This is a genomic window from Tundrisphaera lichenicola, assembly GCF_051175385.1.
In the GTDB taxonomy this organism is placed as follows: domain Bacteria; phylum Planctomycetota; class Planctomycetia; order Isosphaerales; family Isosphaeraceae; genus Tundrisphaera; species Tundrisphaera lichenicola.
Window position 1 is genome coordinate 6,742,084 of sequence record NZ_CP195106.1, and the last position, 24,911, is coordinate 6,766,994.

The window sequence follows — 24,911 nt, forward strand, 5'->3', positions numbered from 1 at the left end:
TCAGCCCTCAAAGTTAACGAATTGCTGGCGAGAGTGCCAGGAAGGAGCCGATCTCGATCGAGGATGTTAGATAATACAGGAGGGCGTGGTCGTCCAGATAAGGATTCCATCCGGCCCGACCGCCACCGGTGCGGGCCAGCAATCGTCCTGGGGGTGACATGCGTCTGGTCATCGACGGCCGTCGGCTGACGGCGGAACGGACCGGGGTGGGGCGTTACCTCGAAGTCCTCCTCCAGGATTGGGCGATCACGGGACCGCCGCTGCCCGAGACCCTGGTCGTGGTCCGCGATCGGGCCGGTCTCTCGCGGGTCCCCTCGGGATCCGGGATCCGGGCCGAGGTCGTCGGCGAGCGCTGGCCGGGCCTCGTCTGGGAACAACTCGCCCTTCGGCGACGGCTCGGCCCCGACGATCTCCTCTTCGCTCCGGCTAACTTGATCCCTCGGGGTTGGCGAGGGCCGACGGTCCTGGTGATGCACGACGTCCTCCAGGAGGCCATGCCGGACCAGTTTCCCTGGCATGTCCGCTGGCGGTTCGGCCGACGCTACCGGAGAGCCGCCCGGATGGCGGACCGGGTCCTGACCCCCTCGGAGTCAACCCGCCGCGACGTGGCCCGATACCACGGCGTGCCCGAGGGCCGGATCCGGGTGATCTACCCCGCGGCCGACCCTTCCTTCCGCCCCCAGGGGCCGGAGTCGGAAGAGGTGACCGAGGCCCGCGCCCGGGTGGGGGTCGGCCCGGCCCCGTTCTTCCTCTACGTCGGCAAGACGTCGGCCCGCCGCAACGTCCCGGCGATCCTGGAGGCCTTCTCCGACCACCACCGGCGACACCCGGATCACCGTCTGGTCTTCGTCGGCCCCGATTCTCATCGAACGGGCCGCGAAGGGGACGACGGCTCGGTCCTCCGCGCCGGTCACGTGGCCGAGCCGGTCCTCCGGGGGCTCCTGGCCGATGCCCTGGCACTGCTCTACCCGACCGAGTACGAAGGGTTCGGCCTGCCGATCGTCGAGGCGATGGCCTCCGGCTGCCCAGTGGTGACGCTCCGTCGGGGGGCGATGCAGGAAGCGGCGGGAGACGCCGCCTGGTATCTGGATAACGCCTCGGCCGACGAGCTGGCCCACGCGATGTACATCCTGGCCAACGACCAGGGGACTCGAGCCTCGCGGATGGCCCGGGGGTTCCAGCAGGCCGACCGCTTCCAGCCCGCTCGATTTGCCGACGAGGTCAAGGCCGAGATCCGGGATGTCGCGGGCTTCCGGCCCGCCCTCAAGGGGCCGTCGTCAAGACTCCGCGCCGGCCTCCCTTCCTCGCTCAAGCGCGGGGTGCGGACCCCGAACTGAGCCGGTCGAGCGATGCCCCCTCGGGCCTGATCGATGGGCCTGATCGATCCGGACCCGCCTCCCCCGGCGCTCCTGCTCGATCAGGCCGAGGTAGCGGTGCAGATGCTCGACCTCCGACCAGATCCCGAGCCGGGCCAGGTAGCCGTCGCACCCCAGCTTGATGCGAAGGTCGGCGTCCCCGGCCAGGCGGTCGAGGGCCTCCACCAGCTCGTCATTCGTCCGGAAGACCAGCCCGCCGCCGCTCTCGGCGACGAGCTCGGGGAGCGCCCCCAGGTCGCGAACGATCACCGGCGTCTTCTCGGCGAAGGCCTCCAGGACGACGTAGCCGAAGGTCTCGTAGACCAGCGAGGGTACCGCGACGGCCAGGGCTCCGCGGAAGAGCGCGGCGACCTCGGCCGAGTCGAGCCGCCCCTCGAAATGGACGTTCGGCAACCCCTCGGCCTGCCCTCGGAGATCGGCCTCGAACGGCCCCGAGCCGGCGATCCGGAGGTCGATGTGGGGTAGCCGTCGGGCCGCCTCGATCACGTCCTGGAACCCTTTGATCTTCTCCAGCCGACCGGCGACGGCGACGTAAGGCCGATCATGGATCGGGGTCGGGGCCGCGGGCAGGCCGGTGTAATCGGCGGGGAGGAAGTAGGGCAGGTGGGTCATCGGCACCTTGATCCCGCGCCGGGCGTGCTCTCGGAGCGTGGATTGGCTCGGGGCGATCAGGGCGTCGAGGTGGCGGAGGGACCGTTCCAGCAGGTCCGACCCCCGCCAGAGCTGGGGTGGACGTCCCGCCTGGACGCTACACCGGACGCACGACGGCGCCTCGCAGACGCCTTCGCCAAACTTCCAGAGGACGTGCAGCGGGCAGACCAGCCAGTGTTCGTGCGCGGTCATCAGCTTGACCGCCCCCGGGGTGGGGATCGAGAGTAGCCCAGGGCCGCCGATCAGCGAGAGGTTGTGGAAGTGAACCACGTCGGGACGGATCGACTTCAGGAGCGACCGGATGGCATTCGCCTTGAAGGCGGGTTGGCCCGTCTGGTGGGTCGCCAGGGGAGAGAGGGGACCGACCCGGCTGCTCAACGCGTGGATCGTGACGCCCGGAGGGGGCTCGTAGGGCCGGGGGGTCTGATCGCCCCGGACCATCTCGAAGGCGTCCCGGCAGTAGATCACGTGGACCTCGTGCCCATGACGCGCCAGGGCCCGCGAAAGCCTGTCCACGAAGGCCGCATCCCCCCCGAAGCTGTGCGGGCCGAAGAAGGTCGTGATCATGGCGAACTTCATAGACCGAATCCTCGATGAAACCACCAAGCTAAACCCACATTTTCACACATTTAGAATATCCGATGGTAAGACTGGCACATCCAGCTTGAATCGGTTTCTTACCAGAGACTCAACCAATCCATAAAGCCAGGGCACCCCAGGTGCGACGTAAATTTTCTCTATCAGCGACCTCAAACACACTTTAACCTGAATCCCATCAATCTCGTTATCTTTGCTCAACTTTCGGAGTTCCCGAACTGACCCGCCATAGCTTGGATGATCTACAAAATACGCCCGCACTTCCTGCTCGTGCTTGAAACTTAGTCGCTTGAGGAGGATCAGCGAGTCAACACTAAGATCGCCAACAACCACATCCCGGTAATCGACATAGGAAACCCTACTAACCGAAATCGGCCGAGAATAACTCAGACAACCGCAAAGCCTCGAATGTGTTGTCTTGATTGCGATTCCCTCATTGCTTTTCAGATACAGCTTCCACATAGCAGCAGATTCACCGGCATTCTCATGCCAACAGCTCAAGTATGAAAAATGCCTCGCAATCAGCGTCGCTGTCTCCAAATGATTCTTAACGCTTCTATTGAAATACGATTCATTTATGTCTGATTCTTCGAGGCCAGCTTTCCACCTGTTCCTGAAATATTCGAGGTTGCCGACTGGATATGTCCCTTCAAACTCATCGACCATCGAGCCCAATCTCGGAAAGTAAAGGGTCCCCGAATCCAACAATGCGACAAACTTTGAAAAATCCATATAACGCCATAGCTGTGCATTGTACGGGACGGGATCCAGTCTTTTCTGCACGACCTGATTGGCGGAGTGTCGAGCAACAGATTTCGCCACGATCTCCCCCTATTAGTTTCGGATTAGGGAACTTCCAAGAACCGAGTATATTAAATTTCCATTAGGCGGATATCCGCTTCTGAATTGTCTGACCCGGGTCTAGTTCTTCGAAGCAATCCAGGAGCGAACGGGCCGCCGATTCCCAGGTGAACTTCCCGGACCGCTCCAGGGCCACCCGGGCCAGCCGATCCCGCTCGGCCGGGTCCGCGATCAGGGCCTGGATCGCGTCGGTCATCGCTTCGATGTCGGTCGGGTCGAAGTAGACCCCCGCCTCGCCGACGACCTCGGGCAGCGAGCCCGCCGTGCTGCAGAGGACGGGCGTCCCGCAGGCCATCGCCTCGACGGGCGGGAGGCCGAATCCTTCCATCAGCGAGGGTTGCGCCAGGGCGTAGGCCCTCCGGTAGAGGTGGGCGAGCTCGAGGTCGGGGACGAACCCGGTGAAGTGGACCCGATCCCCCAGGCCGAATCGCTCGATCGTCTCGCGAAGCTCCGGGACGTGGGTATGGAAGACGTCGCCGAGGTCGCCGACCAGGATCAGGCGGGTCTCGACCGCGCCCGCCAGGGCGAACGCCTCGATCAGGCGGGGGAGGTTCTTGTGCGGGCTCAGGCCCCCGACATAGAGCAGGTAGCGGGTGCCCGGCTCGATCCCGTATCGCCTCAGGACCTCGTCGGATTCCGGGCCGGGCCCTCCCGGGCAGAACGCCGCGTCGGGGCCTTCGGTGACGACCCGGACCTTCTCCTCGGGCAGCCCGAACCAGTCGACGAGGTCGCGGCGGGCGGACTCGGAGACGGTCACGATCCTGTCGGACCAGAGCGCCGCGGCCTGCTCCTTGGCCCTCCAGGCCATCTTGCCCTGCCAGGTCGGGAAGACCCATTCGGGGTGGGCCAGGGCCAGCGTGTCGTGCATCGTCACGACCACCCGGCCGGCATTCCAGACCGGGAAGAAGCTGTAGCTGGCCGGGAAATAGATCAGATCCAGATTCGCCCGAGCGACCGCCCGGCCCATGGCCAGCAAGTCGCCGACTCGCCGACGACCCGAAGCCGAAGCCGCCCGGCTCGGGGCCTGGCTCACCTCGACGGCCACCGTCTCCATCCCCTCGGGGATCGTCACCGATTCCAGCGAAGGGCGATCGACGAAGACCGTGAACTCGTGCGGCGAGCCCGCGACGGCCAGGGCCTCGACCATCTGCCGGGCGAACCGGCCGAACCCCCGGCGATTCGCCAGGCAGCCGCCGTCGATGCCGATCCGCATGGACCTTCCTCCCATCCACGAATGAAGGTTGCGTCTCATGTTCGGCCCCCCTTCTCGGCGAGGGCCATCGTGCTGTGCCCGAACGGCAAGCCCACGCCCAGCCCGTCCATCGCACGCCGCTCGAACTCGGCCACGCCCGCCATCAGGCGGTTGACTCTCCGCGAAGGGAGGTCGATCCGGAGCCCGCCGCCCGAAGGGTGGGGCCGCCACGACCGGCCCCGACGGCCCGCCAAGAACCCGAGCCGCCCCCGGACCTCCTGCGCCATCGCCGGGAGCCCGTTGACGTACGACGCCCGGAGGATACCCAATCCCGCCCCTTCGACAACCTCAACCAGCTCGCGCAGCCGATACGCCGACCCGCCCGAGGACCGACCCGGCCCGAACCCGGCCGAGTTCGACCGGATCACCGCCACGCCACCGGGGCGAAGGACCCGGGCGATCTCCGAGGCCGCCCGTCGATCCCCCCCCTCGGGGAGATGCTGGAGGACGTCGAAGCAAGTCACCACATCAAAACTCGCCGATTCGAACGGCAAGGCCAGGGCCGAGGCCTCGACCACCCGGAACCCCCGATGCCGACGGGCCAGCCGGAGCGCGCCCGGGTCGGGCTCCAGCCCCACGATCCGGCCCATCTCGCGATGCCCCATCAGCCGGACCAGCGAGAGGCCCGCCCCGCAGCCGACATCCAGCGCGACCAGCCCGGAACGGCCCGCGATCGCCCCGGCCAGCCAGCCCGAGGCCAGCCGCCACATCGCGCGCGACCACCAGTGACGCGACTCGACGCGGGCCAGCCGTTCGAAATATCCGGGCTCGTCGATGGTCATGGCACCAGCCCCCGATCGAGCCGCGGGCGATGAGCACCGGCCCAGGTCAACCCATAAACGCACAAACTCACGACAACCACCATCCCCAGGGGCCAGGCCGACCCGATCCGGCAAATCCCGGCAACCCCGGCCGTCCCCGCGAGGATCGGGAGGGATGTTCGAAGTGTCCCGGAACCCGTCTGGAGAATTCCTCCCTCTCCCCCTGGGAGAGGGCCGGGGTGAGGGGCATTCGAAGCATCCCCGAGGTTCGCAGACGGGTCGTCGAGCATTGTCACCAATGCGGAGACCCTCACCCCGGCCCTCTCCCGGAGGGAGAGGAAGGAAGACGTGAAGCCGGATGAAATCCCGAAGAGTGCCCCTTCCAGGACCAACCACCCCGCGACCGCTCCCGCCACCTCGACCCCGAGCGCGGCGGCCCCGGCCCCCCAGGGACCATCCAGCACGGCCAGCAGCGGGACCGCGACGACTCCCAGGCCGACCATCCCCAGGATCAGGCGGAACGCCAGGTCCTCGCGACGGGCGGCGATCAGCCCGGCCTGCTGGACGTTCGAAACCAGGACGAACGGCAGCCGCGCGGCGATCAGGGCGAGCCAGGGACCGCCCTCGCGGTAGCTTTCGCCGAAGAGACGAGGCATCCAGCGGTCGGCCGTCCCCATCAGCCCGACCGTGGCCGGCAAGGCGATCGCCAGGAGGCCCCAGATCGTCCGAGAGATCATCTCGCGGGCCTCGGGCGGGCTCGCGGCCCAGGCCCTCGCGAGCCTCGGGGCCACGGCCGTCGGGACGACCAGGCCTAGGGCCAGCAGGGCGAACGCCACACGGCGGGCGGCCGCGTAAGGCCCCAGGCCAGGCCCGACCCACCAGCCCAGGGCCAGGATGTCGAGGGCATAAAGGCTCACTCGCCCGAACCGGGTCGCCCCCGCCACCGCACCTCGGCGGGCGATCGCGGCCCAGGCCCGAGGCCGGAAGCGTGGGCGGATCGGGCCGTGATGGGCCAACAGGACCAGGGTCGAGAAGCACTCGGCCCCGGCGACGCAAGCCGCGCCGAGGATGGCGTCGCCGGGCCTCGCGACCAGCCACCAGGCCCCGGCGGCCAGCCCGAGGACGCGCGCGACCTGGGCCACCGCGAGGATCCCAAACCGTCCCGAAGCCCGGAATCCCACGTCGCTGGCGAAGGCCGAAGGGATCAGGATCAGCCCCGCCACCAATACGACCCCGCCTCGACCCGGCCCCGAAGCCCAGGCCCAGGCCAGGACCACCAGCAGCCCGAAAGCGGCCGAGGCCAGCCTCATCCCGATCAGGACGTCCGTCAACGGCCGGACCAGCGCGGGGTGCCGGGCCGCCTCGCGCGTGGCGATCGTGTCGAAGCCGCCCCGGACCACGACCAGCCACCAGGCGGCGACCGCCGAGGCTGACTCGAAGTCGGCAAACTCCGAAGGCCCCAGTCGACGGGCCAGGTGGACCATCACGCCGAAACCGACGATGCTGGCGATCGCCTCGGACCCCAACAGGAGCGGGAGGCCGCCGACCGGCATCACCCTGTCCGACCGCCAGAGCGTCATGCCGCCCCCCCCCGGATCGCCCGGAGTTGCCAGAGCGGACCGAAGGCCCGGAGCAGCGAGCGAAGGCCGGGGGTCCGAACGGCGGCATCATAAGCGGAGATCAAGGAACGCTGAAACTTCGATCGACTCCTGGCCCAGTCCGGGGAGATCCTCGGAGGGTCGACCGCGACCGACTCGAACCCCGCGTCGAGGGCCATCCGGCGGACCTCGCCGACCGAGAGGCAAGGGGGGGGCCAGGCCCCGCCCCGCCGCCACCGGACATAGGCGGGCATCCAGTCGCGAGGGAGCCAGCCCAGCCCCCAGAGCCGGACGTGAGGATCGACGGTGAGGGCATAGCGGTTGGGCGACCAGATCAGGATCGAACCGCCCGGCCGGAGGACCCGGGCCCACTCGCGGAACGCGGCGGCGGGGTCGCCCAGATGCTCCACCAGGCTGTCCGCCACCACCGCGTCGAAGCTCCGATCGGGATAGGGCAGTTGCTCGGCCGAGGCCGCCATCAAGGGGGCCGAGAGCCCGAGATCGTCGAGCCGCCGACGGGCCACGACCAGCCATCGGAGCGCGATATCGGTCCCCTCGATCGTCAAACCTCGACGGGCCGCCGCCGCCAGGAGGCCCCCGGTCCCGCAGCCGACTTCGAGGATCCGGCCCGTGCTCGGGAGGAGTTCCGCCAGCGCCGACCCTCGGGATTCGGCCCCGAGAATGTGGGCCAGGTAGAACCGCCGACGCCTCGGCTCGACGTCGTGGGTCATCGCGTAATAGGCTTCGGACAGGCCCGCCAGGTCGACCCGCGGCGCGATCGCGGCCAGCCGCCCGGCCTTGGCCCGCTCCCCCTCCAGGTCGAGGTATCGGTCGGACGAGATCCGGAGATCCGGCAAGCCCGCCACCTCCGGGAACGATCGCCCGCAGCGCCGGCACTCGCGACCCTCCAGGGGCTCGCGGCAGGCGGGGCAGATCTGTCGGTCGATCCGGCTGGGGCGTAACACGGGTGTCGCATCGGTGATTGAGATGTTATTCATGCCGGACACCCTCACCCGGCCTTCGGCCACCCTCTCCCGGGGGGAGAGGGAATTTCAGTGATCCTCGATTTGATTGTTCAGATGTCGATCTTGTGGACTGTTCCCTCTCCCCCCGGGAGAGGGTGGCCGAAGGCCGGGTGAGGGTGATTCGCTCGGCCATCGGCAAGAACCCCAATGTCGAAAAATCATCAAGCCAGTCGCGATCCGACCGACGCCCGGACCATCCGGGCCACCCGGCGGACGGCCAGCCGTCGATGCCATCGCCCGGAGATCAGGAGTTCGACGGCCCGTCGAGGGCGGAGGTAGTAGCCATCGATCCGCGCGATGTCGAATCGATCGTCGGCCGAGCACGCATAGGCCAGCCTCGTCCCGAAGGCGGCATCATAATTCCGGGCGGCCAGGGATCGGACGGTGGCGTTGCTCGCCCCGTAGGGGTAGGCGAAGAGCCGACAAGGACGCGCAATCTTTTGTTCAATCGATTCGCGAGAGCGGATCAGCTCGGATTCCGCCCGATCGGGGGCGAGCCGGTCGAGCCGGGCGTGGGAGACCCCGTGCGACCCGAACCGGAACCCGAGCCGGGCCAGGGCCTCCAGGTCGGACCATCCCAGGAGCCGGGCCCTGGGGATCCCGTCGGGCTGGCCGGGCCAGGCATTATCCAGGCCGATCCGACCGGCGAGCAGGAAGACCGTCGCGGGGATCGCGTCGCGTGCGATCCGGTCGGCAACCCCGAGGATCGACAGGAGGCCATCGTCGAAGGCCAGGGCGAACGACTTCTCGACCTCGGGGCGTCCCCGGTCGATCCAGTCGAGCAGGTCGACCGCCCGGAAGCCCGCCTCGCGGAGCGCGTCCAGGGTCTCGGCGAACCGGACAGGCGAGGTCGAGGTCGGCGCATCGCCGGCGTCGATCGAGTGGTAGGTCAGGATGGGCAGGCCGCCGGGGTTCATCGACGATGCTCCCGATCGCGGATCGCCCTTCGACGCGCGCCCGAGGGTAGGTGGACGAGCAAGGGCTTCAGGTGGACCTCGTCGCCGATCCGGTCGGACTGGTAGACGGCCTGGATCATCTCGGTGACCCGGCAGCCATCCCAGCCGGTGGCGTTGGGTCGCATCGAGGTCGATGGATTCGACACGAAGGCTTCCATCTCCCGGACGATCGAGCGCTCGCAGCCGAAGCGGGCCTGGTAGACCCGCTCGGCCACGCGATCGGCCAGGTAGCGACGGTCGACCCGACGGCCATCGGCCAGCTGTCCCGAGAGCCGCCAGGGCGCGGTCTCGATCCGGAGATGCCCCTCGGTCCCCCGGACCTCGACCGTCAGATATCCGGCGCGCAAGGCCCAACTCGAATGAATCTCGGCCACCGCCCCGTCGTGGTTCCGGTAGAGCCCGTGGGCCTCGGTCTCGCAGCCGCTGGGGAGGTGGACGTCCTGGCGGACGAACCCCTTGGCCAGGACCACCTCGCCGAGGAACCGGCGGATCAGGTCGCAGGCATGAGGCCCGTTATCCATCAGGGTCCCGCCGCCCGAGAGGGCGACCTCGGTATGCCACGACTTGAGGAACTCGGGCGAGGCCGAATGGCCGATCTGCGCCCGGACCCCCTCGACCCGACCGATCGACCAACGGCCCACCAGGTCCATCGCATCCTGGATCGGCGGATAGAATCGGTGGTTGAGCCCGGTGGCCAGCTTCAGGCGTCGCTCGTCGGCCAGGATCGCCAGGCCTCGGGCATCCTCCGCGCGGATGGCCAGGGGCTTCTCGCAGAGGACATGCTTGCCCGCTTCGAGCGACCGACGGACCGCACCGGCGTGATCGCCGTGAGGGGTGGCGATGACGACGACGTGGACCCCGCCCGATTCGAGCCCGACCTCCAGGCTGGGGACCGCGACCACGCCGAACCGGGCCGCGACCCGCTCGGCCAGCGCCTCGTCGAGGTCGGTCACCGCGACCAGCCGGAGCCCTTTCGTTCGCACCGTCGCGGCCGCACGCTGGGCCCCGAGGAACCCCGTCCCCACCACCAGTACGCCCAGTTCCCTGTCTTCGGCGTCCATCAGCCGGCCCTCCGAGTGTGCTGGATTGCGGATCCGTCCGACCCGACCTCGGCGAGCGGTCCGGCCGGTGCATGGCCCGGATTCGCCGGGGTTTCTCCCGTCCCGAACCGGCAGATCCCGACCGCCTCGCCCATCGCCCAGGCCGTCGAAAGGGCCGCCAGGATCGGGATCGAGGAGATCCAGGGTACCAACCTCATCCCGCGAATCCGGAGACGCGAGATCGAGCGGGCGGTGAGCACTGGTGGCACCATCGGACAGGCCGCGATGCGAAGCAGGCGACTCAATCCATCCATTGATTTCGATCGGTCAGCCCCATATCGACGAGCATGCGACCATCGCTGGCGAGCCATCGATCCCGGCCCGACGCCCCCGAAGAAATGGGCGATCGCCCCGTCGGCCATCGCGAGGGTCTCGCCCCGATCCCGCAAGGACCGGTGGACTTCGGCCTCCCAGAACCCATCGAGCCAGGACGATCCGACCTGTTCCAGCCGATCGCGTCGATAGAGGGCATTCTCGCCGGGGGGCTCGATCGTCGACGGGTCGGGCAGGGGGGGGAAGTAGCCCGAGTACCGGAGGAGGGCCACCGCGCGATCGGTCGCGGAGAGGTCCGGTCCGGGCTCGATCGGCCCGCCCACCCCGGCCGCGCCGGTCGAGACCAGCCGCTCCATCAACGAGGCGAGCCAGCCTCGACGCGGGATCATTTGAACCGTCGAGAACGCGACGAGCGGGGCCTTGCTCGCCAGCAGCCCGTCGCGCCAGAGTTCGGGGGCGAGCCGACCTCGAATCCCCCGGATCAACCGGACGTTCGGGGCGAGCTCGGGCAGGTCGCCGCCCGAGGAGTCGACCAGGAGGATTTCGCCCATCGGCCCGACTTCCTCGGCGAACCGGGCCAGGCTCGCCTCAAGGTCGGGCGTGGGGTGGGTCCGGGCGAGGACCACGGCGACGGGCTCTCGGGGATGACTCATCGACGGGCCGCCTTCGAGATCGACGAATGGGGGGCCGGGATGGCCGGGCCACCTTGCGGGGCCTTCGCCAGCCCGGGGAGCCGATCCCAGTGGCGCTGGATCGCGTGGTTCGAGTGGGGGACGCATCGGCGAGAGACCGAGGTCAGCGTGTCCCCGACGATCGCGATCGATCCGAGGTCGGCGACTCCCAGGCCGGCCTCGTGGGCATAGCGGAGATAGCCGATCCGCGAAGGGTCGAAGCCCATGATGGCGGCCGAGACGGCGTCGACCGCGACGGCGTCGACGCCCGCGACCACCGTTCCGAGCCGGATCGGCGTGCCGTGCCTGGGCCCCTCGCGGTGCATCGCGACGAAACCATCGACGATGCTGACATGAGGCTTCGCCACTCGTGAAAGCGCGACCAGATTCCGGTTCATCGCCTCGACCGACCGGAGGTAGCCTACCTCGGCGGGAGAGAGGCGAGACCAGCCCTCGGGGCCGTTCTTCGCCGAGAGCGCGAACTTCAGGTTGCGAACCCGGCCCATCGATCGGGTCAGCGCGTTGACCAGGAAGCTATCCCCCTTGAGGAACTCGACCACCAGCCGCTTCCACCCTCGATAGCCGTTGCTCCCCCCGGCGTGCCCGTGCATCATGACCCGGTCGTCGGGATGTATGCTCGACAACATGTTCTTGAGGCTGAACGTGACCATGGACGTCACATGGGTCTTCATCAAGGCGAGCGAGACGCGACACGCGGCCGAGGTCACCGTCCTGGAGACCCGGGCGGTCAGGCGGGCGCCATCGACGGCGGACAGCCCCAGGTCGCCCCAGCTCGACTCGTCGTGGTTAATATCGAAGAATTCGACCGGCCGTCCGCATGCTTCCCGGCGAAATCCGAACCGATCGAATCCCGCCGAGGCGTCGGTCGCCCCTTCGGCAACGATTGCGCGCGAGGCCCCCGCGGCGAACATGGCATCGAGCGAGGCCGAGAGGGTGTTGGCGTGGGTCGAGGGGAGCTGGCGGAGGTGGCTCACCCCGTTGGTCTTGATGAGGACCTCGGGCGTGACCCGTTCGCGGAGGTCCCCGGCGATCAGCGCGAGGGCCTGGGCCACCGCGCCTCGGCGATTGTCGGATCGGACCACGGCCACGGTCGATTGGCGGTTCATCGGGCGGGGCTCCTCCGACGACTCCGGGCGGGATGGGGCGAGGTCAGGGCCACGGTCTCGGCCAGGTCGCGGCGAATCCCCGGGGTCGGCTCGCCGGCCGGTCGTCGCGAGAGGTGCCAGATCGCCAGCGCGATCACGACCGAGGCCCCGCAGCAGCAGTAATAGATCAGGTGCATGACCGTCGATCCGAGGGCGAACAGCAGTCCCCTCCGACGGGCGAGGAACCGGTAGAACTCCAGGTTCAGCCCGACGATCGCCGCCAGGCTCGCCGGCAGGAGGACGAAGGCCCCGGGCCATCGGACAGACGCCGCCGCGCCGAGCAACCCCAGGCCGGTCGCCGCCACGCAGGCCCGCTGCGACTTCGAGACGTTCAGGTCGGTCTCGACGACCTTGAGCCGCTTCATCAGGAGCATCCACGGGACGCCCCGCCGGAAGATGTCGGTCCGGATCACGTCGGGGAGGGTCCACCGCTTGAGGTGGGTCGCCTTCACGTCGCGAGCCAGGAGGATCCGGTGCCCGGCCCGGGTGATCCGGTAGCCCAGCTCGATATCCTCGATCGCCGGTCGGCGGTAGAGCAGGGGGTCGAAGCCGCCGGCCTCCACGAAGACATCGCGACGGATCAGGCCGCAGCCGGTCCAGAAGGTGTGGGCCGGTCGGGCATCGTCGACGAAGGGTCCGGCGTGGTGGACGTAGTGATGGAGGAGGTTCCGGAATCGGCTGACCAGCCCAGGCGCGGTGGGGTTGTCGTCGTAGGAGCCGAAGAGTCCGGCCAGTCCCGGATCGGCCTCGATGCGGGCCATCGCGCGGGCCATCGCGTCGGGGTGGACCGCGACGTCGGCATCGAGGAAGAAGATCCAGGGGGCGGTCGCTTCCAGGGCCCCGACATTCCTCGCCGCCGCCGGACCCATCCGGGTCGGATTCCGGATCACTCGGGCCCCATACCATTCGGCACAGACCGGCGACCCGTCGGTCGACCCGTCGTCGACGACGACAAGCTCGTAATCGGTCCAGGTCGAATCTCGGAGCCCTCGGAGGCTGCGCTCCAGGTCGCGACCTCCGTTGTTCACGGGGATCACCACCGAGAGCCGCGGCCTCCGAGGCCCCGGGCTCGCCGGACCGGCGGGATAATCGTCCATGAACACCCTCGCCCGTCAATTCCCGCGTGCCGGCATGCGCCCCCATCCTTGGGGCCGCCCGAGCACGCGCCTCGACCTCGTCGACGTCGGGATGACTGGGGAATCAAGGTGTGGTTCAGGTCCGATCCGCCGTCCCGTCGCCCGAGTCGCGACGTGCGGCGGGACTTTAGCCGGGACCGCCGGTCTCGTCAATCCGGGAAAAGCCGATGAGTCGAGATCGAGGCCCGCTTCGCGTCATTTAGGACCACCGATTCGATAACTTCCCGATACGCCTTCGGCATCGTATAACCGTAGCCAGGACGATCACGACCTCGCAACGGACGCCCAGCCATGACGTACAGCCCCGAGATCGAGCATTCGATGCGGATGTTCCACGACTCGCTCTCGGAGAAGGACCGCAGGCGATATGCGGCCATCGAGGCCGCCAAGCTCGGCCATGGGGGCACCGAATATATCGCCACGCTTCTGGGCTGCGATCCCAAGACGATCCGCCAGGGCCAACAGGACCTGGATCGACTCCCTGACGGGCTCGGCGATCGGGTTCGTAAAAAAGGGGCGGCCCGAAGCCGTGCATAGGCTCCATCCCGCTCCTGGAGGAGAACTTCCTCCGGGTGCTCCGGGATCGCACGGCCGGTGACCCGATGCGGCAGGGGGTCCGCTGGACCGACCTGAACTATGAGCAGATCGCCGGCCACCTGGCCGAGGCGGGCACCCCAGTCAGCGTGCCGGTGGTCAAGCAACTGCTCAAGAAGCACGGCTACGTCACCCGCAAGGCCCAGAAGGCCAGGGCGATGGGCGGGCATCCCGACCGCAACCAGCAGTTCGAGAACATCGCCCGGCTGAAGGGGGAGTATCTCGGGACCGACAACCCGATCGTGAGCATCGACACCAAGAAGAAGGAGTTGATCGGCAATTTCTACCGGGCCGGGCACCTCCTGACCCAAGGGGTCATTGGGACGTTCGACCATGACTTCCCCAGCTTCGCCGAGGGTGTGGTCATCCCCCACGGGCTGTACGACGTGAAGGAGAACGACGGCCATGTGAACCTGGGGACCAGCCACGACACGGGCGAGTTCGCCTGCGACAGCATCGAGCGGTGGTGGGAGGGCCAGGGCCGAGCCCGCTATCCCCGTGCGACCTCGATCTTGCTGCTGTGCGACGGCGGCGGCAGCAACAGTGCGAGCCAGTACCTGTTCAAGGAGGACCTCCAGGGTCTGGTCGATCGGCTCGGCATCGAGATCCGTGTGGCGCACTACCCGCCGTACTGCTCGAAATACAACCCGATCGAGCATCGGCTGTTCCCGCACCTGACCCGAGCCTGCCAGGGCGTGATCTTCGAGAGCGTGGGTTTGGTGAAGGAGTTGATGGAGAAGGCGAGCACGAGCACGGGGCTGCGGGTGACGGTGGACATCCTGGAGAAGGTGTACCAGACGGGGCGGAAGTATGCGGCAGGGTTCAAGGAGGACATGAAGATCGTGTTCGACGAGATCCTGCCGAAGTGGAACTACAGGGCGGTCCCGAGCGAATCATGACTTCGGGAAGTTATCGAATCGGCGATCCTTAAAGTCTTCGAATCGGGCCAGGAACGCCTCGCGTTCCTCGTCCGGCAGCGCCTCGATCCACTCCCGACCTTCCGGGGTCTCCAGCCATCGGCCCACCCGCGCGGCGTTCATCTGCTCGAGGAACTTGGCGAGCATGAGGCCGAACAAGACGACCCCGCCGATCACGATCCCGACCTGGAGCAGGACCACCGCGGTCGACTTCGGGCCGGGGACCGAGGCCAGATACGCCAGCGCGCCCAGCGGCAAGAGAACCGCGCCGGCGGTGGCGATCAACGTCTTGGGCTTGAACCATCCGATCACGTGTTCATTCCTTCGCGGCCTTCAGGGCCTGGCCGGCCGCCTCGATGGTGTGGTCGATCTCGGCATCGGTATGAGCCGAAGAGACGAAGGCGGCCTCGAACTGGCTGCACGGCAGGTAGACCCCCCGGGCCAGCATCTCCCAGAAGAACCGGCCGAAGAGGGCCGTGTCGGACCGCTTGGCGTCCTCGTAATCCCAGACCGGCCCGGGGTGGAAGAAGAGGGTGAGCATGCTCCCCACGCGCTGAACCACGTGAGGAACGCCCGCGTCGGTCGCCGCGCGATCGAGCCCCTCGGCCAGCCGGGCGGAGATCGCCTCGAGCCGATCATAGGGCGGGTCGTCGCGGAGCAATCGGAGCGTCGTCAAGCCGGCGGCGACGGCCAGCGGATTCCCCGAGAGTGTCCCCGCCTGGTAGATCGGCCCGGCGGGCGAGACGTGATTCATCACCTCGGCCGAGGCCCCGTAGGCCGCCGCCGGCAGGCCGCCGCCGATGATCTTGCCCAGCGCGGTCAGATCGGGAGTGATCCCGAACCGCTCCTGGGCACCCCCCAGGGCCAGGCGGAAGCCGGTCATCACCTCGTCGAACATCAGGATCGTGCCATGCTTCTCGGTCAGCTCGCGGATCGCCTCCAGGTAGCCGGGCCTCGGCGGGACCAGCCCCATGTTCCCGGCGACCGGCTCCATCAGGACCGCCGCCACCTGGCCGGGATACCGCTCGAAGACCTCGGCCACGGCCGCCGCGTCATTGAACGGGCAGATCACGGTGTCGGCCGTCGCCCCTTTCGTGACCCCCGGGCTATTGGGCGTGCCCAGCGTGGTCGCCGCCGACCCCGCCTGGACCAGCAACGCATCGATATGACCGTGATAATGCCCGGCCATCTTCACGACCTTGTCGCGGCCCGTCACCCCACGGGCCACCCGGACCGCCGACATCGCCGCTTCCGTCCCCGAGGAGACGAATCGGACCTTCTCGATCGACGGGACCGAGGCCGCGACCAGCTCCGCAATCTCGACCTCGCGGACGGTGGGGGCCCCGAAGCTCGTCCCCAGGGCCATCGCCTCGGTCACCGCCGCGCGGACCTGGGCCTGGGCATGCCCCAGGATCATCGGCCCCCACGAGCCGATGTAATCGACGTACTGGTTTCCGTCGATATCATAAAGATAAGCCCCTTCGGCCCGGGCCATGAAAGGGGGCTCGCCCCCGACCGCCCCGAAGGCCCGGGCCGGGCTGTTGACCCCGCCCGGGATGACCTTGTTGGCGCGGGCGAACGCCTCGTGGCTGCGGTCGAGCTTGTAACCGGGAACGGAGGTCTTGGGCATGGCGGGCATGGAAGGCTGGATCCCAGGGTTTCGCGGGGGAGGCCGAATCGATCAGCCTTCTTTCAACCATCGGGCGGCGTCGAGCGCGTGATAGGTCAGGATCATGTCGACCCCGGCTCGCTTGAAGCTGGTGAGGGTCTCCAGGACGATCCGCCTCTCGTCGACCCAGCCGTTGGCGGCGGCGGCCTTGATCATGGCGTATTCTCCCGAGACGTTGTAGGCGGCGACGGGGACCCCGAATCGCTCCTTGACCCTCCGGACGATGTCGAGATAGGCCAGGGCGGGCTTGACCATCACCAGGTCGGCCCCTTCGGCCAGGTCGATGGCGACCTCTCGGATCGCCTCGTCCCCGTTGGCGGGGTCCATCTGGTAGGTCCGACGATCTCCGAAGGCCGGGGTGCTCTCGGCAGCCTCGCGGAAGGGTCCATAATAGGCGCTGGCGAACTTGGCGGCATAGGAAAGCACCGGGAGCCCCGAGAAGCCCGCCTCGTCGAGCCCGGCCCGGATCGCGCCGACCATCCCGTCCATCATCCCCGAGGGGGCCACCACGTCGGCCCCGGCCCGTGCGTGGCTGACGGCCTGCCGGGCCAGCAGGGGGAGCGTGGCATCGTTGTTGACGTCGAACCGGCCCCCGGGGCCTTCCGTCAGGGGGCCGCAATGGCCGTGGTCGGTGTATTCGCAGAAGCAGACGTCGGTGATGACCAGGAGTTCGGGGGCCTGGCGCTTGATCAGGCGGATGGCCTCCTGGACGATCCCGGAATCGCTCGAAGCCCCCGACCCGGTGGCGTCCTTGTGCTCGGGGATCCCGAAGAGGAGGACGCCGGGGATCTTCAGGTCGACCACCTCGGCCACCATCTCGCCCAGGCGGTCGAGCGAGAGTTGGAACTGCCCGGGCATCGAGGAGATTTCGCGCCGGAGATTCTGGCCGTGATAGACGAACAGGGGATAGATGAGGTCGTCGACGGTCAGCCGCTGCTCTCGGACGAGGTCGCGGAGCCTGGGGTGCGACCGGAGCCGCCGGGGGCGTTGGATCGGGAATCGGGCGGCTTCGAACGACATCGGTCACATCTCGGATCGGGTTTCGCGGTCGGACCAGCCCACTCAGTTTATCCGCCGGGGATCGGTCGCGTCGAGCAATCCCGGCGGACGCGAGACGCCCAAACCTGCCCGGGGCGAGGTTGACGGCCAGGTTCCCCGGCCATCCTCGGTCCCTCGGTGGGTTCGTTCCGTCGCCAGATTGGGTTTGTTCCGCGGAGGCCATCCTCGATCGACTCCACCCGGCCTCCGAAGTCGTTCTTTTCTCCATTTCCGAGGGATCGCGGGCCGTAACGGTCGGTCGAGACCGGAATTTTCACCGAGCAACGTCCCATGGGTCGGGCAGTGGGCGTGCGGGGGCGGCTCCGACCTGTCCTGGCAGGCGGAAGAGGGATCGCGTCGGGATGTCACGGCGCAAACCTCAGGCGCGGAGGCGTTCGACCTTGCAGCGTCGGGCCTCTCGACGGTCCTCGGCCCGCTTCAGCCGCTTCTCGGCACGCGAGGCGATGATCCTCGGCAGGTCCACCTCCTCGCCCGGGGCGGGGTACTCCTCCGGCAGGAGGTCGAACGGCGGGAACGGCGCCGACATCTGCCAGGACTCCAGGGGCTTCTCGGGGGCCGGATCGGGCTTCGGCTCGGGCCTGGCTTCGGCCTCGGGCACGCCATTCCATTGCGGGAACATATCCGGATGCGAGCCCCGGTGCGGCGACTCATACTTGAGCTGCGAGAGGCACCACCGGAGCCGCCGATGCAGGCCCGACTCGTAACGCCGGAGCCTCCGCAACTCCGGGTCCGAGTCGTTGGTCAGATCCGAGCAGGCCAACGCCCGCTCGACCTCGTCGAGGTCGCTCACCAGATCGAGACGCTCCTTGAGGGCGGCGATCTCGCGACGGGCCACGACCGCCGGGTCGTCGGCCGGCCCGATCAGCTTCCCTTCCAGGTCGAGCGAGGCCCCCGGGCGGTGCCCCTCGCGGAACTCGGTCGGGGTGGCCAGCAGGTCGAACGCCAGGGCCGTTTGTTCGGGGGTCCACGACCCCTTCATGTCGGCGGCATGGGCCAGCATCGCCCAGCGGGTCATCAACCATTCGCACCCCTGAGGGGTCCGGCGCAACGCCTCGACCACCTCGTCGGGGCGCTTGCCGATCATCCCGCCGAGCTGGGCCATCTCCAGCCGACGGTCGTCGTCCCAGGTCAGTTCCGCGCGCAAGGAGACCTTGTCCCGGACCCGGCGCTCGATCCGCTCGCAGCGGTCGATCCGCAGGCTGAGCAGGGCGACCTGGTCGACGATCCAGGAATGGAAATGATTCTGGGGCTTGAGCGTGTAGAAGTAAGCATCGGAGCGGGCCTGGAGGGTGGCGATGTCCTCGGGCACGACGATGGCCGAGCAGAGGCCATGCTTCAACGCATTGGCGCGCGACCTGGCCTTGCCCTCCTCGGTCTTCGGCCCCGTGCTCTTGAGGGCGTTCCGGCGATTGGCGGCGATCCGGGCTTCGGAGACGATCATGGCGGTGCTCGCGAGGGGCGACGGTCCGGGGGATCTCCCCGATACTTTCTTTTTCGAGATCGGCCCATTAACACACAATTCGCGCGAGGTCCCTCCACAACCCCGAGGTGGCTTGAGGATGCGTCGAACGCCCGGGACGGTCGAGGGATGGGGTTGGGCACCTCCGCCACGCTCAAGAGCCCGGCCCCAATCCCGGGCTCCGCTTCCGCTCCCCGGATCTCCTCTCGAAGGCGTACGAGCGATTGAGCGGTGATCGATCGAGTTTGTCGGCCGACGTCAGGCCTTCGCCTCGGCCTCGTCGAAGAGGCGCATCGCGAGCAGGCCATTCCCGACGGCTCCGCCCGCGCGAAGGGCCGCGGCGATGAAGACCGTCTCCGCGATCTCCTCGCGAGTGGCCCCCGCCTTCACCGCGTTATTGACGTGCGAGTCGATGCAATAGGCACACTGGGTCGTCAGGGCCACGGCGACGGACATCAGTTCCCGGTACTTCGCGGGGATCACGCCGTCCTCGCGCTCGGCCGTATACTTGAGGTTGAAGAACGCGGCCGACTCTTTCGGGGCGTACTTGATGAGGCTCTCGGCATACGCCAGATCTTCGGGCTTCTGGTAGTCGGCCATGGTGGTTGGGAGGGTCCGGGGATGGGGTCGAAAACTTCGAGGATCGTGCATCGCGGCGGCGTTCGCGAGATTATCGACCCGCCTGGGGCTTCGCAAGCAGAATTCTGAATCTGTGCACGGATCGGTCTTTCTCGCGGATTTTCCGGGTCTCATACCGAATCCCCCGGATCAATTGACGATGGTAGGGTCCGCTTTGCGGACCGCATCCTCGGTTTGATACCGGAGATACGGTCCGCACAGCGGACCCTACAAGGGTCACTCATTCGGGCGATTTTGTATCATTGCCGGCCGCCTCGACGCCGAGTCGGTAGCCGGGTCATCGCTAAAGATTCCAGAAATTGACAGTCACGTATCCGACGGCGATTGCTAACGCGATCCAAGCCAGTCCGAGGAGTCGGCCCAGCCGGTCGAGCCAGGTCGGCTCGGGACGCCACCTCCCGGAGATCGCCATCGTCGCCCAGCACCAGAGCACGGCCGCCCCGACCTGTGTCGAACCGAACATGGCCCCGGAGAGTCGCGGGGATCGGATGAAATCGTCCGGCTCCGTCGTCGCCCAGACCGCCAATCCTCCGACCACGGACAGCCCGATCACGATCGTGGCGATCAGGCAAGCCATCGCACCCGGTTGGCGGACGAGTCGGCGACGGGCCGGGCGCGGGTCGCGAAAACGCATCAGAAGGCAAGCCAAGGTCCAGGCCGCGAGACTCGGCACCACGAAAGTGATCCCGAGCAGGCCGACCATCATCAGAATGTTGCCGATCGTCCACCCGTCCTGCGGCGGTGTCGAGAAGATCTCCCATGCCTCTTTCAAGGGCTCGCCGTCGGTGAGCCATCCCGTCGCGGCCAGCCCGATCGCCGAGGCAGCGACCAGGATCATGGCATCGGCCAGGCCGAAGTTCCTCCGAGGGGGAGTCGGACGACCCGTCCGGGCGTCCTGGGTCATCGGTCCTGCATCCTCTGCTCGATCAACCGAGCTTCGTGGTTCGATCATTCTTCGACGGACCTACGCCGGAACCGATCGGCGACCTTCGCCAGCCACCCCTCGTCGGGCAGGCCGTAGGGTCGGAACTTCTCCAGGCGGGCCTGTTCCTCGCTGGAGAAGAGGGCGCGATTGGGGCCGAGCTTGCTGGCGTGGGGGGCGTCGAGGAGGTGGGCCGAGTCGGTCGAGCTCATCTGGAAGAGGACGCGGGTCTCGAACTCGCGGATCCCTTGCGAGTCGAAGCCTCGGTTGAGGTTGTTCAGGTTGTCGGACCAGACGACCAGGTGGACGCCCAGGGGCGGGCCTTCCTTGAGGATCGTCGCGAGGTGGTCGGAGGGGATGGGATCTCCGCCGGGATCGCCGAAGCCGAAGTCGTTCTCGCGGCGGCGGAGGTCGCGGAACCGGCCCAGGTCGTGGATCAGGAGGAAGATCTCGGGGCCGTCGTCGGCGTCGGGCTGCTGCCTCCGGGCGACTTCCTCGGCGAGCTCGGCCACGATCCGGGGGGCCTCTCGCCAGGTGCCGACCTCGATGGGATGGGGCAGGATGGCGGCGACCTTCGCGAGGGCCTCGACCTGCGGGTCGTCCTCGGGCGTCCCGTCCAGGACGACGAACCGGGCGCCGGATCGGACCCGGTCGGAGGTGGGCAAGGGGTATTGCGCGGCGAGGCCGATCAGGGTCGCGGCCATGATCCCGAGCGCGGCCTCGGCGTTCTGGCCGACGATCAGGAGATGGTTCCCCCCCTGTCGACGGAACAGGGCGGCGGTGGGGTCCTTGATCGCGACGGGATCGCCCAGCCAGGCGGTCGAGGATCGCGGCGATCGGGGCCAGGCGGGGGCTTCCAGCAAGGGGGCCAGGAGGGGGTTCCGGGCGAGGTCGGCCTCGGCGTCCCCCTCGAAGACGATCGGGTTGCGCTTCGTGATGGGCGGTCGCTCGATGGCCAGGGCGTGGAGTTGCTTGAGGTACTCCTCGCGGCGGGCATCGGAGAGCCAGACGACCTGGAAGAAGTGGTTCCCCTCGGGCGAGCCGTTGGCGTCGTTGTAGATCGCCTCGCCGGGCCGGGAGAGGAGCTTCGCGGCGGGGTTCTGCTCGCTGAGGATCAGGTGGGCGTCGGCCTCGCTGCACTGGAGGGCGATCCTGACGGCCATCTGGCCCAGGGTCGTCCGCGCCAGCGCATACGCCCCGCCCAGCGACTGAGATCCGAGATGGACGTGGACCCCGAAGGCCCGACCCTGGCGGACCAGCCGGTCGAGCAGCAGCGCGGCCTCCTGGGCGAGCTTGTCCTCCTCGACGAAGAACTCCTGGAACTCGTCGACGATCAGGAGGATCCGCGGCAAGGGAGATGTGCCAGGGACATTCCGGTAACTGTTCACGTCTTGCGCCCCGGCGTCGCGGAACCGGTCGGCCCGGTCGCGCATCTCGGCGTCGAGGCGCTGGAGGACGCTGATGCCGAACTCGCGCTCGCTCTCGATCGCCACGACCGAGGCGTGCGGGAGCCCCTGCGTGGCATAGACCTTGAACTCGACCCCCTTCTTGAAGTCGATCAGGTAGAGCTCGACCTCGTCGGGGCTGTAATTCAGGGCGATATTGACGATCAAGGCATGCAGGAGCGTCGACTTGCCCGAGCCCGTCCGCCCGGCGACCAGGACATGCTGAGCGGTCCCCTTGCCGAGCGCCAGGTGCTGACGCTTGGTCGCCCCCGACTTGCCCAGCGGGATGTCGATCCCCGATCGGCTGTCCCGGGTCCACCAGGCATTGGCCGGGGGGGCGATGAACTCGAACGGGACCTCGACCCGCTTCGCGTCCCTCGCCGCGGCCCCGGCCCGCTGGACCAGGCGCCCCGCCAGCTCGCCCGAGGGGGGGGCGTCCAGGATCAGGGGAAATCGATCGAAGTCGGGGTCGGCGCGGGTCAGGGTCGACCCGTCCCAGGTCAGGAGCGAGGCGTTGGCCCGGAGGTCCTCGCCCGTGATCCCCAGGGGGAGCGGTTTGTCGAGGTCGCGGACGACCATCGTGAGGACGCCGCAGGGGGTCCCGGCGGCGGTGATGGCGGCGAGCCTGGCGGCCGACTTCTCGTCGAAGCCGGCGGGGAAGTCGGCCACGACCAGGACCCGGTAGGGCTCGGCCACCTCGCCGGCCACGGCGTTGTATTCGTCGATGGTGGCGTATTCGTCGCGGAGGTACTTCTGGGTCACGCGTTCCATGTGCGCCGAGAGTTCGGCCAGGCGTTCCTCGATCTGGCGGGGGTCGGTCCAGACCTGGCCGTTGACCAGCGACTCGTCGAAGTCGGCCAGGTGCATGAACGCGCCGAAGTTCCGGCCGATCCCGACCGGGTCGACGATCGTGAACTTGACCTGCCCGGCCGGCAGGCCCGTCAGGAGCCGGAACATCGCCGACTGGAGCACGGCCACGGCCGAAGATCGGCCCTCGCCCGGCACCTCGATGAGGAGGTTGGCGTGGTCGGGGAACGGGGCCAGGGTCGGGAAAGCAAAGCGGGTTTCGATGCCCTCCCTCAGTCGAGGGTCAGACGAAACCCCGCCGGGGATCTCGGCCAGGTCGAGCCGGGTCTCGCCGATCCGGAGGGCGGGCGGTGCGAGCTTCGACGGGGGCCGGTCGGACCAGGTCGGGTCGTCCCAGGGGGGGGCGAACGACTCGACGAATCGGCGGATCTCCCCGACCTCGGCCTGCTGGCGGGTCATCCCAGCTCGCCAGGCGTCGGCCATCTTGTTCCAGGCCGATTCATGCCGATTCCTGATCTCGTCCTTGGCCGCTCGATACTTGTCTTCGAGCTTCTTCGAGGTGGCCTCGTTCTTCGCGGGGAGTTCGGCGGCGGCCTTCTCGTGGAGGTCGACCGCCTCGCGCATCTCTCGGGCTAGCTTGGTCTGGATCTCGACGGTCTGCCGGGCGAAGACCTCGTTGATGAGCCTGAGCCGTTCGTCGCGGTCGGCCTCGGCGTCGGCCAGGGCCTTGGTTTGCTTCTGCCGGGCGGCCTGGATCGCCTGGTCGCGGGCCGCGGCCACCTTCAGCCGATCCTCCTTGAGCTGCTGATCGACCACCTTCCGCGCGGCGAGGGCCAGGGCCTCGGCGTCGATCATCGTCTGGACCAGCGGGTAATAGAACCGGCCGACCTGGGTCCTCGCCAGCTTCTGGAGCTGCATCTTGAGGAAGAACCCCCCGACCGCCGCGATCGCCAGGGCCACCGGGAGCCCGATCGCGACCCCCTGGAGCCAGATCAGCGGGGCGACCAGCAGGGCGAAGAGCCCGGCGATGATCCAGAGATAGCCCCGCCCTTTCATCAGCTTGGGGATGACCAGCCCTTCCAGCATCACCAGGTTCGGCTCGGCCTTGTGGAGCCGGTCGAAGACCTTGTCGATCGAGTCGTCGGACCGGTCGGACATCCGAGAGGCGGCGGTGGGGGCCTCGGGGAGACCGAGGCGTCGATAGGCTTCGAAGATGGCGTCGAGCCGGGCCTTGCGCGACTCGATGAGTTTCAGGGCTTCGTCGACCGGCTTGCGGGCCTCGGCGTGACGGGCGATTGCCTCGCGGTCTCCGGCGTCGAAGTCGCCCGAGGCTCGGGCCTTGGCCTTCTGGTGATCGGCGCGGATCTGCTCGCGGGAGGCGTCGAAGTCGGAGGCGATCTTGCGGCTCCCCTTGGCGAACTCGGCCTTGGCCGCGGCGTCCCCCGCGATCGCGGCGTCGGCGATCCCCCGACGCCTCGCCTCGTCCTCCTGCCGGGCGGCCTCCATCATCCCCGCGAATCGATCGGCGAGCGCCTGCTTCTTCTCGCGGTATTCGCGGTCGGCCCACGAGTCGCTGGCCTCGCGGACCCGCTCGACCTCGGCCTCGGCGGCGGCCCGCTCGGCGACCAGACGGAGGATCTCGCGGAGGCTCGACCCCCGGCGGGCGATCGGGTCGGGCTCGGACTCCGATGACTCGTGGGATGGGTTCGAGGAGAGGGTCCGGACATGGCTCACGGCGACGGACTCCGGTCGGACAGGTCGCGGCGGACCCGGTCGAGGATTTCGGCGAATTTCTGCATGCCGATCTGGGCGGCGTCGGTGGCCGGGTCGAGCGGCTTGAGGTATCGGTCCTCGAACCGCTGCCGGACCGCGTCGTTCCAGGTCGGCTCGGTCGCCAGCCAGTGCTCGCGGAGGGCCCGGATCGCGTGCTGGAGCCGGTTCGAACCCGCCATCACGTTGGCGTTGGGCATCGGAAGG

General features: G+C 68.2%; 22 protein-coding genes. 3 read left to right on the forward strand and 19 right to left on the reverse strand.

The annotated features are described in order from the left end of the window. Positions 1 to 158: 158 nt before the first annotated feature. A complete protein-coding gene (locus P12x_RS26765; RefSeq protein ID WP_435008082.1) occupies positions 159 to 1,337 on the forward strand; it encodes a glycosyltransferase family 4 protein in 1,179 nt (392 codons plus the stop codon). Here the strand turns inward: P12x_RS26765 and P12x_RS26770 are convergent. From P12x_RS26770 to P12x_RS26820, 11 genes are all read right to left on the reverse strand, one after another. After that, positions 1,278 to 2,606: a glycosyltransferase family 4 protein gene (locus P12x_RS26770; protein WP_435008083.1), complete on the reverse strand. Its 1,329-nt coding sequence runs from the start codon at positions 2,604 to 2,606 to the stop codon at positions 1,278 to 1,280. The genes P12x_RS26765 and P12x_RS26770 overlap by 60 nt on opposite strands. Before the next feature lie 42 nt (positions 2,607 to 2,648). Then, a complete protein-coding gene (locus tag P12x_RS26775; RefSeq protein ID WP_435008084.1) occupies positions 2,649 to 3,290 on the reverse strand; it encodes a hypothetical protein in 642 nt (213 codons plus the stop codon). A gap of 217 nt (positions 3,291 to 3,507) precedes the next feature. Beyond that, positions 3,508 to 4,698, reverse strand: coding sequence for a glycosyltransferase family 4 protein (locus P12x_RS26780; RefSeq protein WP_435008085.1), 1,191 nt, complete (start codon positions 4,696 to 4,698; stop codon positions 3,508 to 3,510). A 35-nt stretch (positions 4,699 to 4,733) separates the two neighbouring features. Further along, positions 4,734 to 5,519: a class I SAM-dependent methyltransferase gene (locus P12x_RS26785; RefSeq protein ID WP_435008086.1), complete on the reverse strand. Its 786-nt coding sequence runs from the start codon at positions 5,517 to 5,519 to the stop codon at positions 4,734 to 4,736. After that, a complete protein-coding gene (locus P12x_RS26790; protein ID WP_435008087.1) occupies positions 5,516 to 7,078 on the reverse strand; it encodes a lipopolysaccharide biosynthesis protein in 1,563 nt (520 codons plus the stop codon). The genes P12x_RS26785 and P12x_RS26790 overlap by 4 nt, the downstream gene beginning before the upstream one ends. Then, a complete protein-coding gene (locus P12x_RS26795; protein ID WP_435008088.1) occupies positions 7,075 to 8,094 on the reverse strand; it encodes a class I SAM-dependent methyltransferase in 1,020 nt (339 codons plus the stop codon). Before P12x_RS26795 ends, P12x_RS26790 begins: the two co-directional genes overlap by 4 nt. Positions 8,095 to 8,282: 188 nt before the next feature. Next, on the reverse strand, positions 8,283 to 9,038 hold the full coding sequence (locus tag P12x_RS26800) for a polysaccharide deacetylase family protein (protein ID WP_435008089.1): 756 nt from the start codon (positions 9,036 to 9,038) through the stop codon (positions 8,283 to 8,285). Next, complete coding sequence (locus P12x_RS26805; protein ID WP_435008090.1) at positions 9,035 to 10,138, reverse strand: Gfo/Idh/MocA family protein; 1,104 nt, start codon at positions 10,136 to 10,138, stop codon at positions 9,035 to 9,037. Before P12x_RS26805 ends, P12x_RS26800 begins: the two co-directional genes overlap by 4 nt. After that, entirely contained in the window at positions 10,138 to 11,103 is a 966-nt protein-coding gene (locus P12x_RS26810; protein WP_435008091.1) for a glycosyltransferase, read from the reverse strand. The genes P12x_RS26805 and P12x_RS26810 overlap by 1 nt, the downstream gene beginning before the upstream one ends. After that, positions 11,100 to 12,248: a DUF362 domain-containing protein gene (locus P12x_RS26815; RefSeq protein WP_435008092.1), complete on the reverse strand. Its 1,149-nt coding sequence runs from the start codon at positions 12,246 to 12,248 to the stop codon at positions 11,100 to 11,102. Before P12x_RS26815 ends, P12x_RS26810 begins: the two co-directional genes overlap by 4 nt. Further along, positions 12,245 to 13,384, reverse strand: coding sequence for a glycosyltransferase family 2 protein (locus P12x_RS26820; RefSeq protein WP_435008093.1), 1,140 nt, complete (start codon positions 13,382 to 13,384; stop codon positions 12,245 to 12,247). The genes P12x_RS26815 and P12x_RS26820 overlap by 4 nt, the downstream gene beginning before the upstream one ends. A 330-nt stretch (positions 13,385 to 13,714) precedes the next feature. On the opposite strand from P12x_RS26820, the gene P12x_RS26825 reads away from it, so the two are divergent. Together P12x_RS26825 and P12x_RS26830 are read left to right on the forward strand one after the other, a co-directional pair. Continuing rightward, positions 13,715 to 13,960 (forward strand): hypothetical protein, encoded by a 246-nt coding sequence (locus P12x_RS26825; protein ID WP_435006007.1) that lies wholly within the window; start codon positions 13,715 to 13,717, stop codon positions 13,958 to 13,960. A 14-nt stretch (positions 13,961 to 13,974) separates the two neighbouring features. After that, positions 13,975 to 14,916 (forward strand): ISAzo13 family transposase, encoded by a 942-nt coding sequence (locus P12x_RS26830; RefSeq protein ID WP_435011641.1) that lies wholly within the window; start codon positions 13,975 to 13,977, stop codon positions 14,914 to 14,916. Here P12x_RS26830 and P12x_RS26835 read toward each other — a convergent pair. The 8 genes from P12x_RS26835 to P12x_RS26870 form a co-directional block, all read right to left on the reverse strand. Beyond that, positions 14,911 to 15,246, reverse strand: a complete 336-nt coding sequence (locus P12x_RS26835; protein WP_435008094.1) for a hypothetical protein — start codon at positions 15,244 to 15,246, stop codon at positions 14,911 to 14,913. The two genes, P12x_RS26830 and P12x_RS26835, sit on opposite strands and share 6 nt — an antisense overlap. A 4-nt stretch (positions 15,247 to 15,250) precedes the next feature. Continuing rightward, the gene (gene hemL, locus P12x_RS26840) at positions 15,251 to 16,573 is read right to left on the reverse strand and encodes a glutamate-1-semialdehyde 2,1-aminomutase (protein ID WP_435008095.1); all 1,323 of its coding nucleotides are present in this window, start codon (positions 16,571 to 16,573) and stop codon (positions 15,251 to 15,253) included. Positions 16,574 to 16,615: 42 nt separating this feature from the next. Beyond that, positions 16,616 to 17,623 carry a porphobilinogen synthase gene (gene hemB / locus P12x_RS26845; RefSeq protein ID WP_435008096.1) on the reverse strand — a complete coding sequence of 336 codons (1,008 nt, stop codon included), beginning with the start codon at positions 17,621 to 17,623 and terminating at the stop codon, positions 16,616 to 16,618. 397 nt (positions 17,624 to 18,020) lie between these two features. Beyond that, the gene (locus tag P12x_RS26850; RefSeq protein WP_435008097.1) at positions 18,021 to 19,103 is read right to left on the reverse strand and encodes a hypothetical protein; all 1,083 of its coding nucleotides are present in this window, start codon (positions 19,101 to 19,103) and stop codon (positions 18,021 to 18,023) included. Between the two features lie 276 nt (positions 19,104 to 19,379). After that, positions 19,380 to 19,721 carry a carboxymuconolactone decarboxylase family protein gene (locus P12x_RS26855; RefSeq protein ID WP_435011732.1) on the reverse strand — a complete coding sequence of 114 codons (342 nt, stop codon included), beginning with the start codon at positions 19,719 to 19,721 and terminating at the stop codon, positions 19,380 to 19,382. Positions 19,722 to 20,043: 322 nt separating this feature from the next. Then, positions 20,044 to 20,664 (reverse strand): hypothetical protein, encoded by a 621-nt coding sequence (locus P12x_RS26860; RefSeq protein ID WP_435008098.1) that lies wholly within the window; start codon positions 20,662 to 20,664, stop codon positions 20,044 to 20,046. A gap of 44 nt (positions 20,665 to 20,708) precedes the next feature. After that, entirely contained in the window at positions 20,709 to 24,668 is a 3,960-nt protein-coding gene (locus P12x_RS26865; protein WP_435008099.1) for an FtsK/SpoIIIE domain-containing protein, read from the reverse strand. Continuing rightward, positions 24,665 to 24,904 carry a hypothetical protein gene (locus tag P12x_RS26870; RefSeq protein ID WP_435008100.1) on the reverse strand — a complete coding sequence of 80 codons (240 nt, stop codon included), beginning with the start codon at positions 24,902 to 24,904 and terminating at the stop codon, positions 24,665 to 24,667. The genes P12x_RS26865 and P12x_RS26870 overlap by 4 nt, the downstream gene beginning before the upstream one ends. Positions 24,905 to 24,911: the final 7 nt, after the last annotated feature.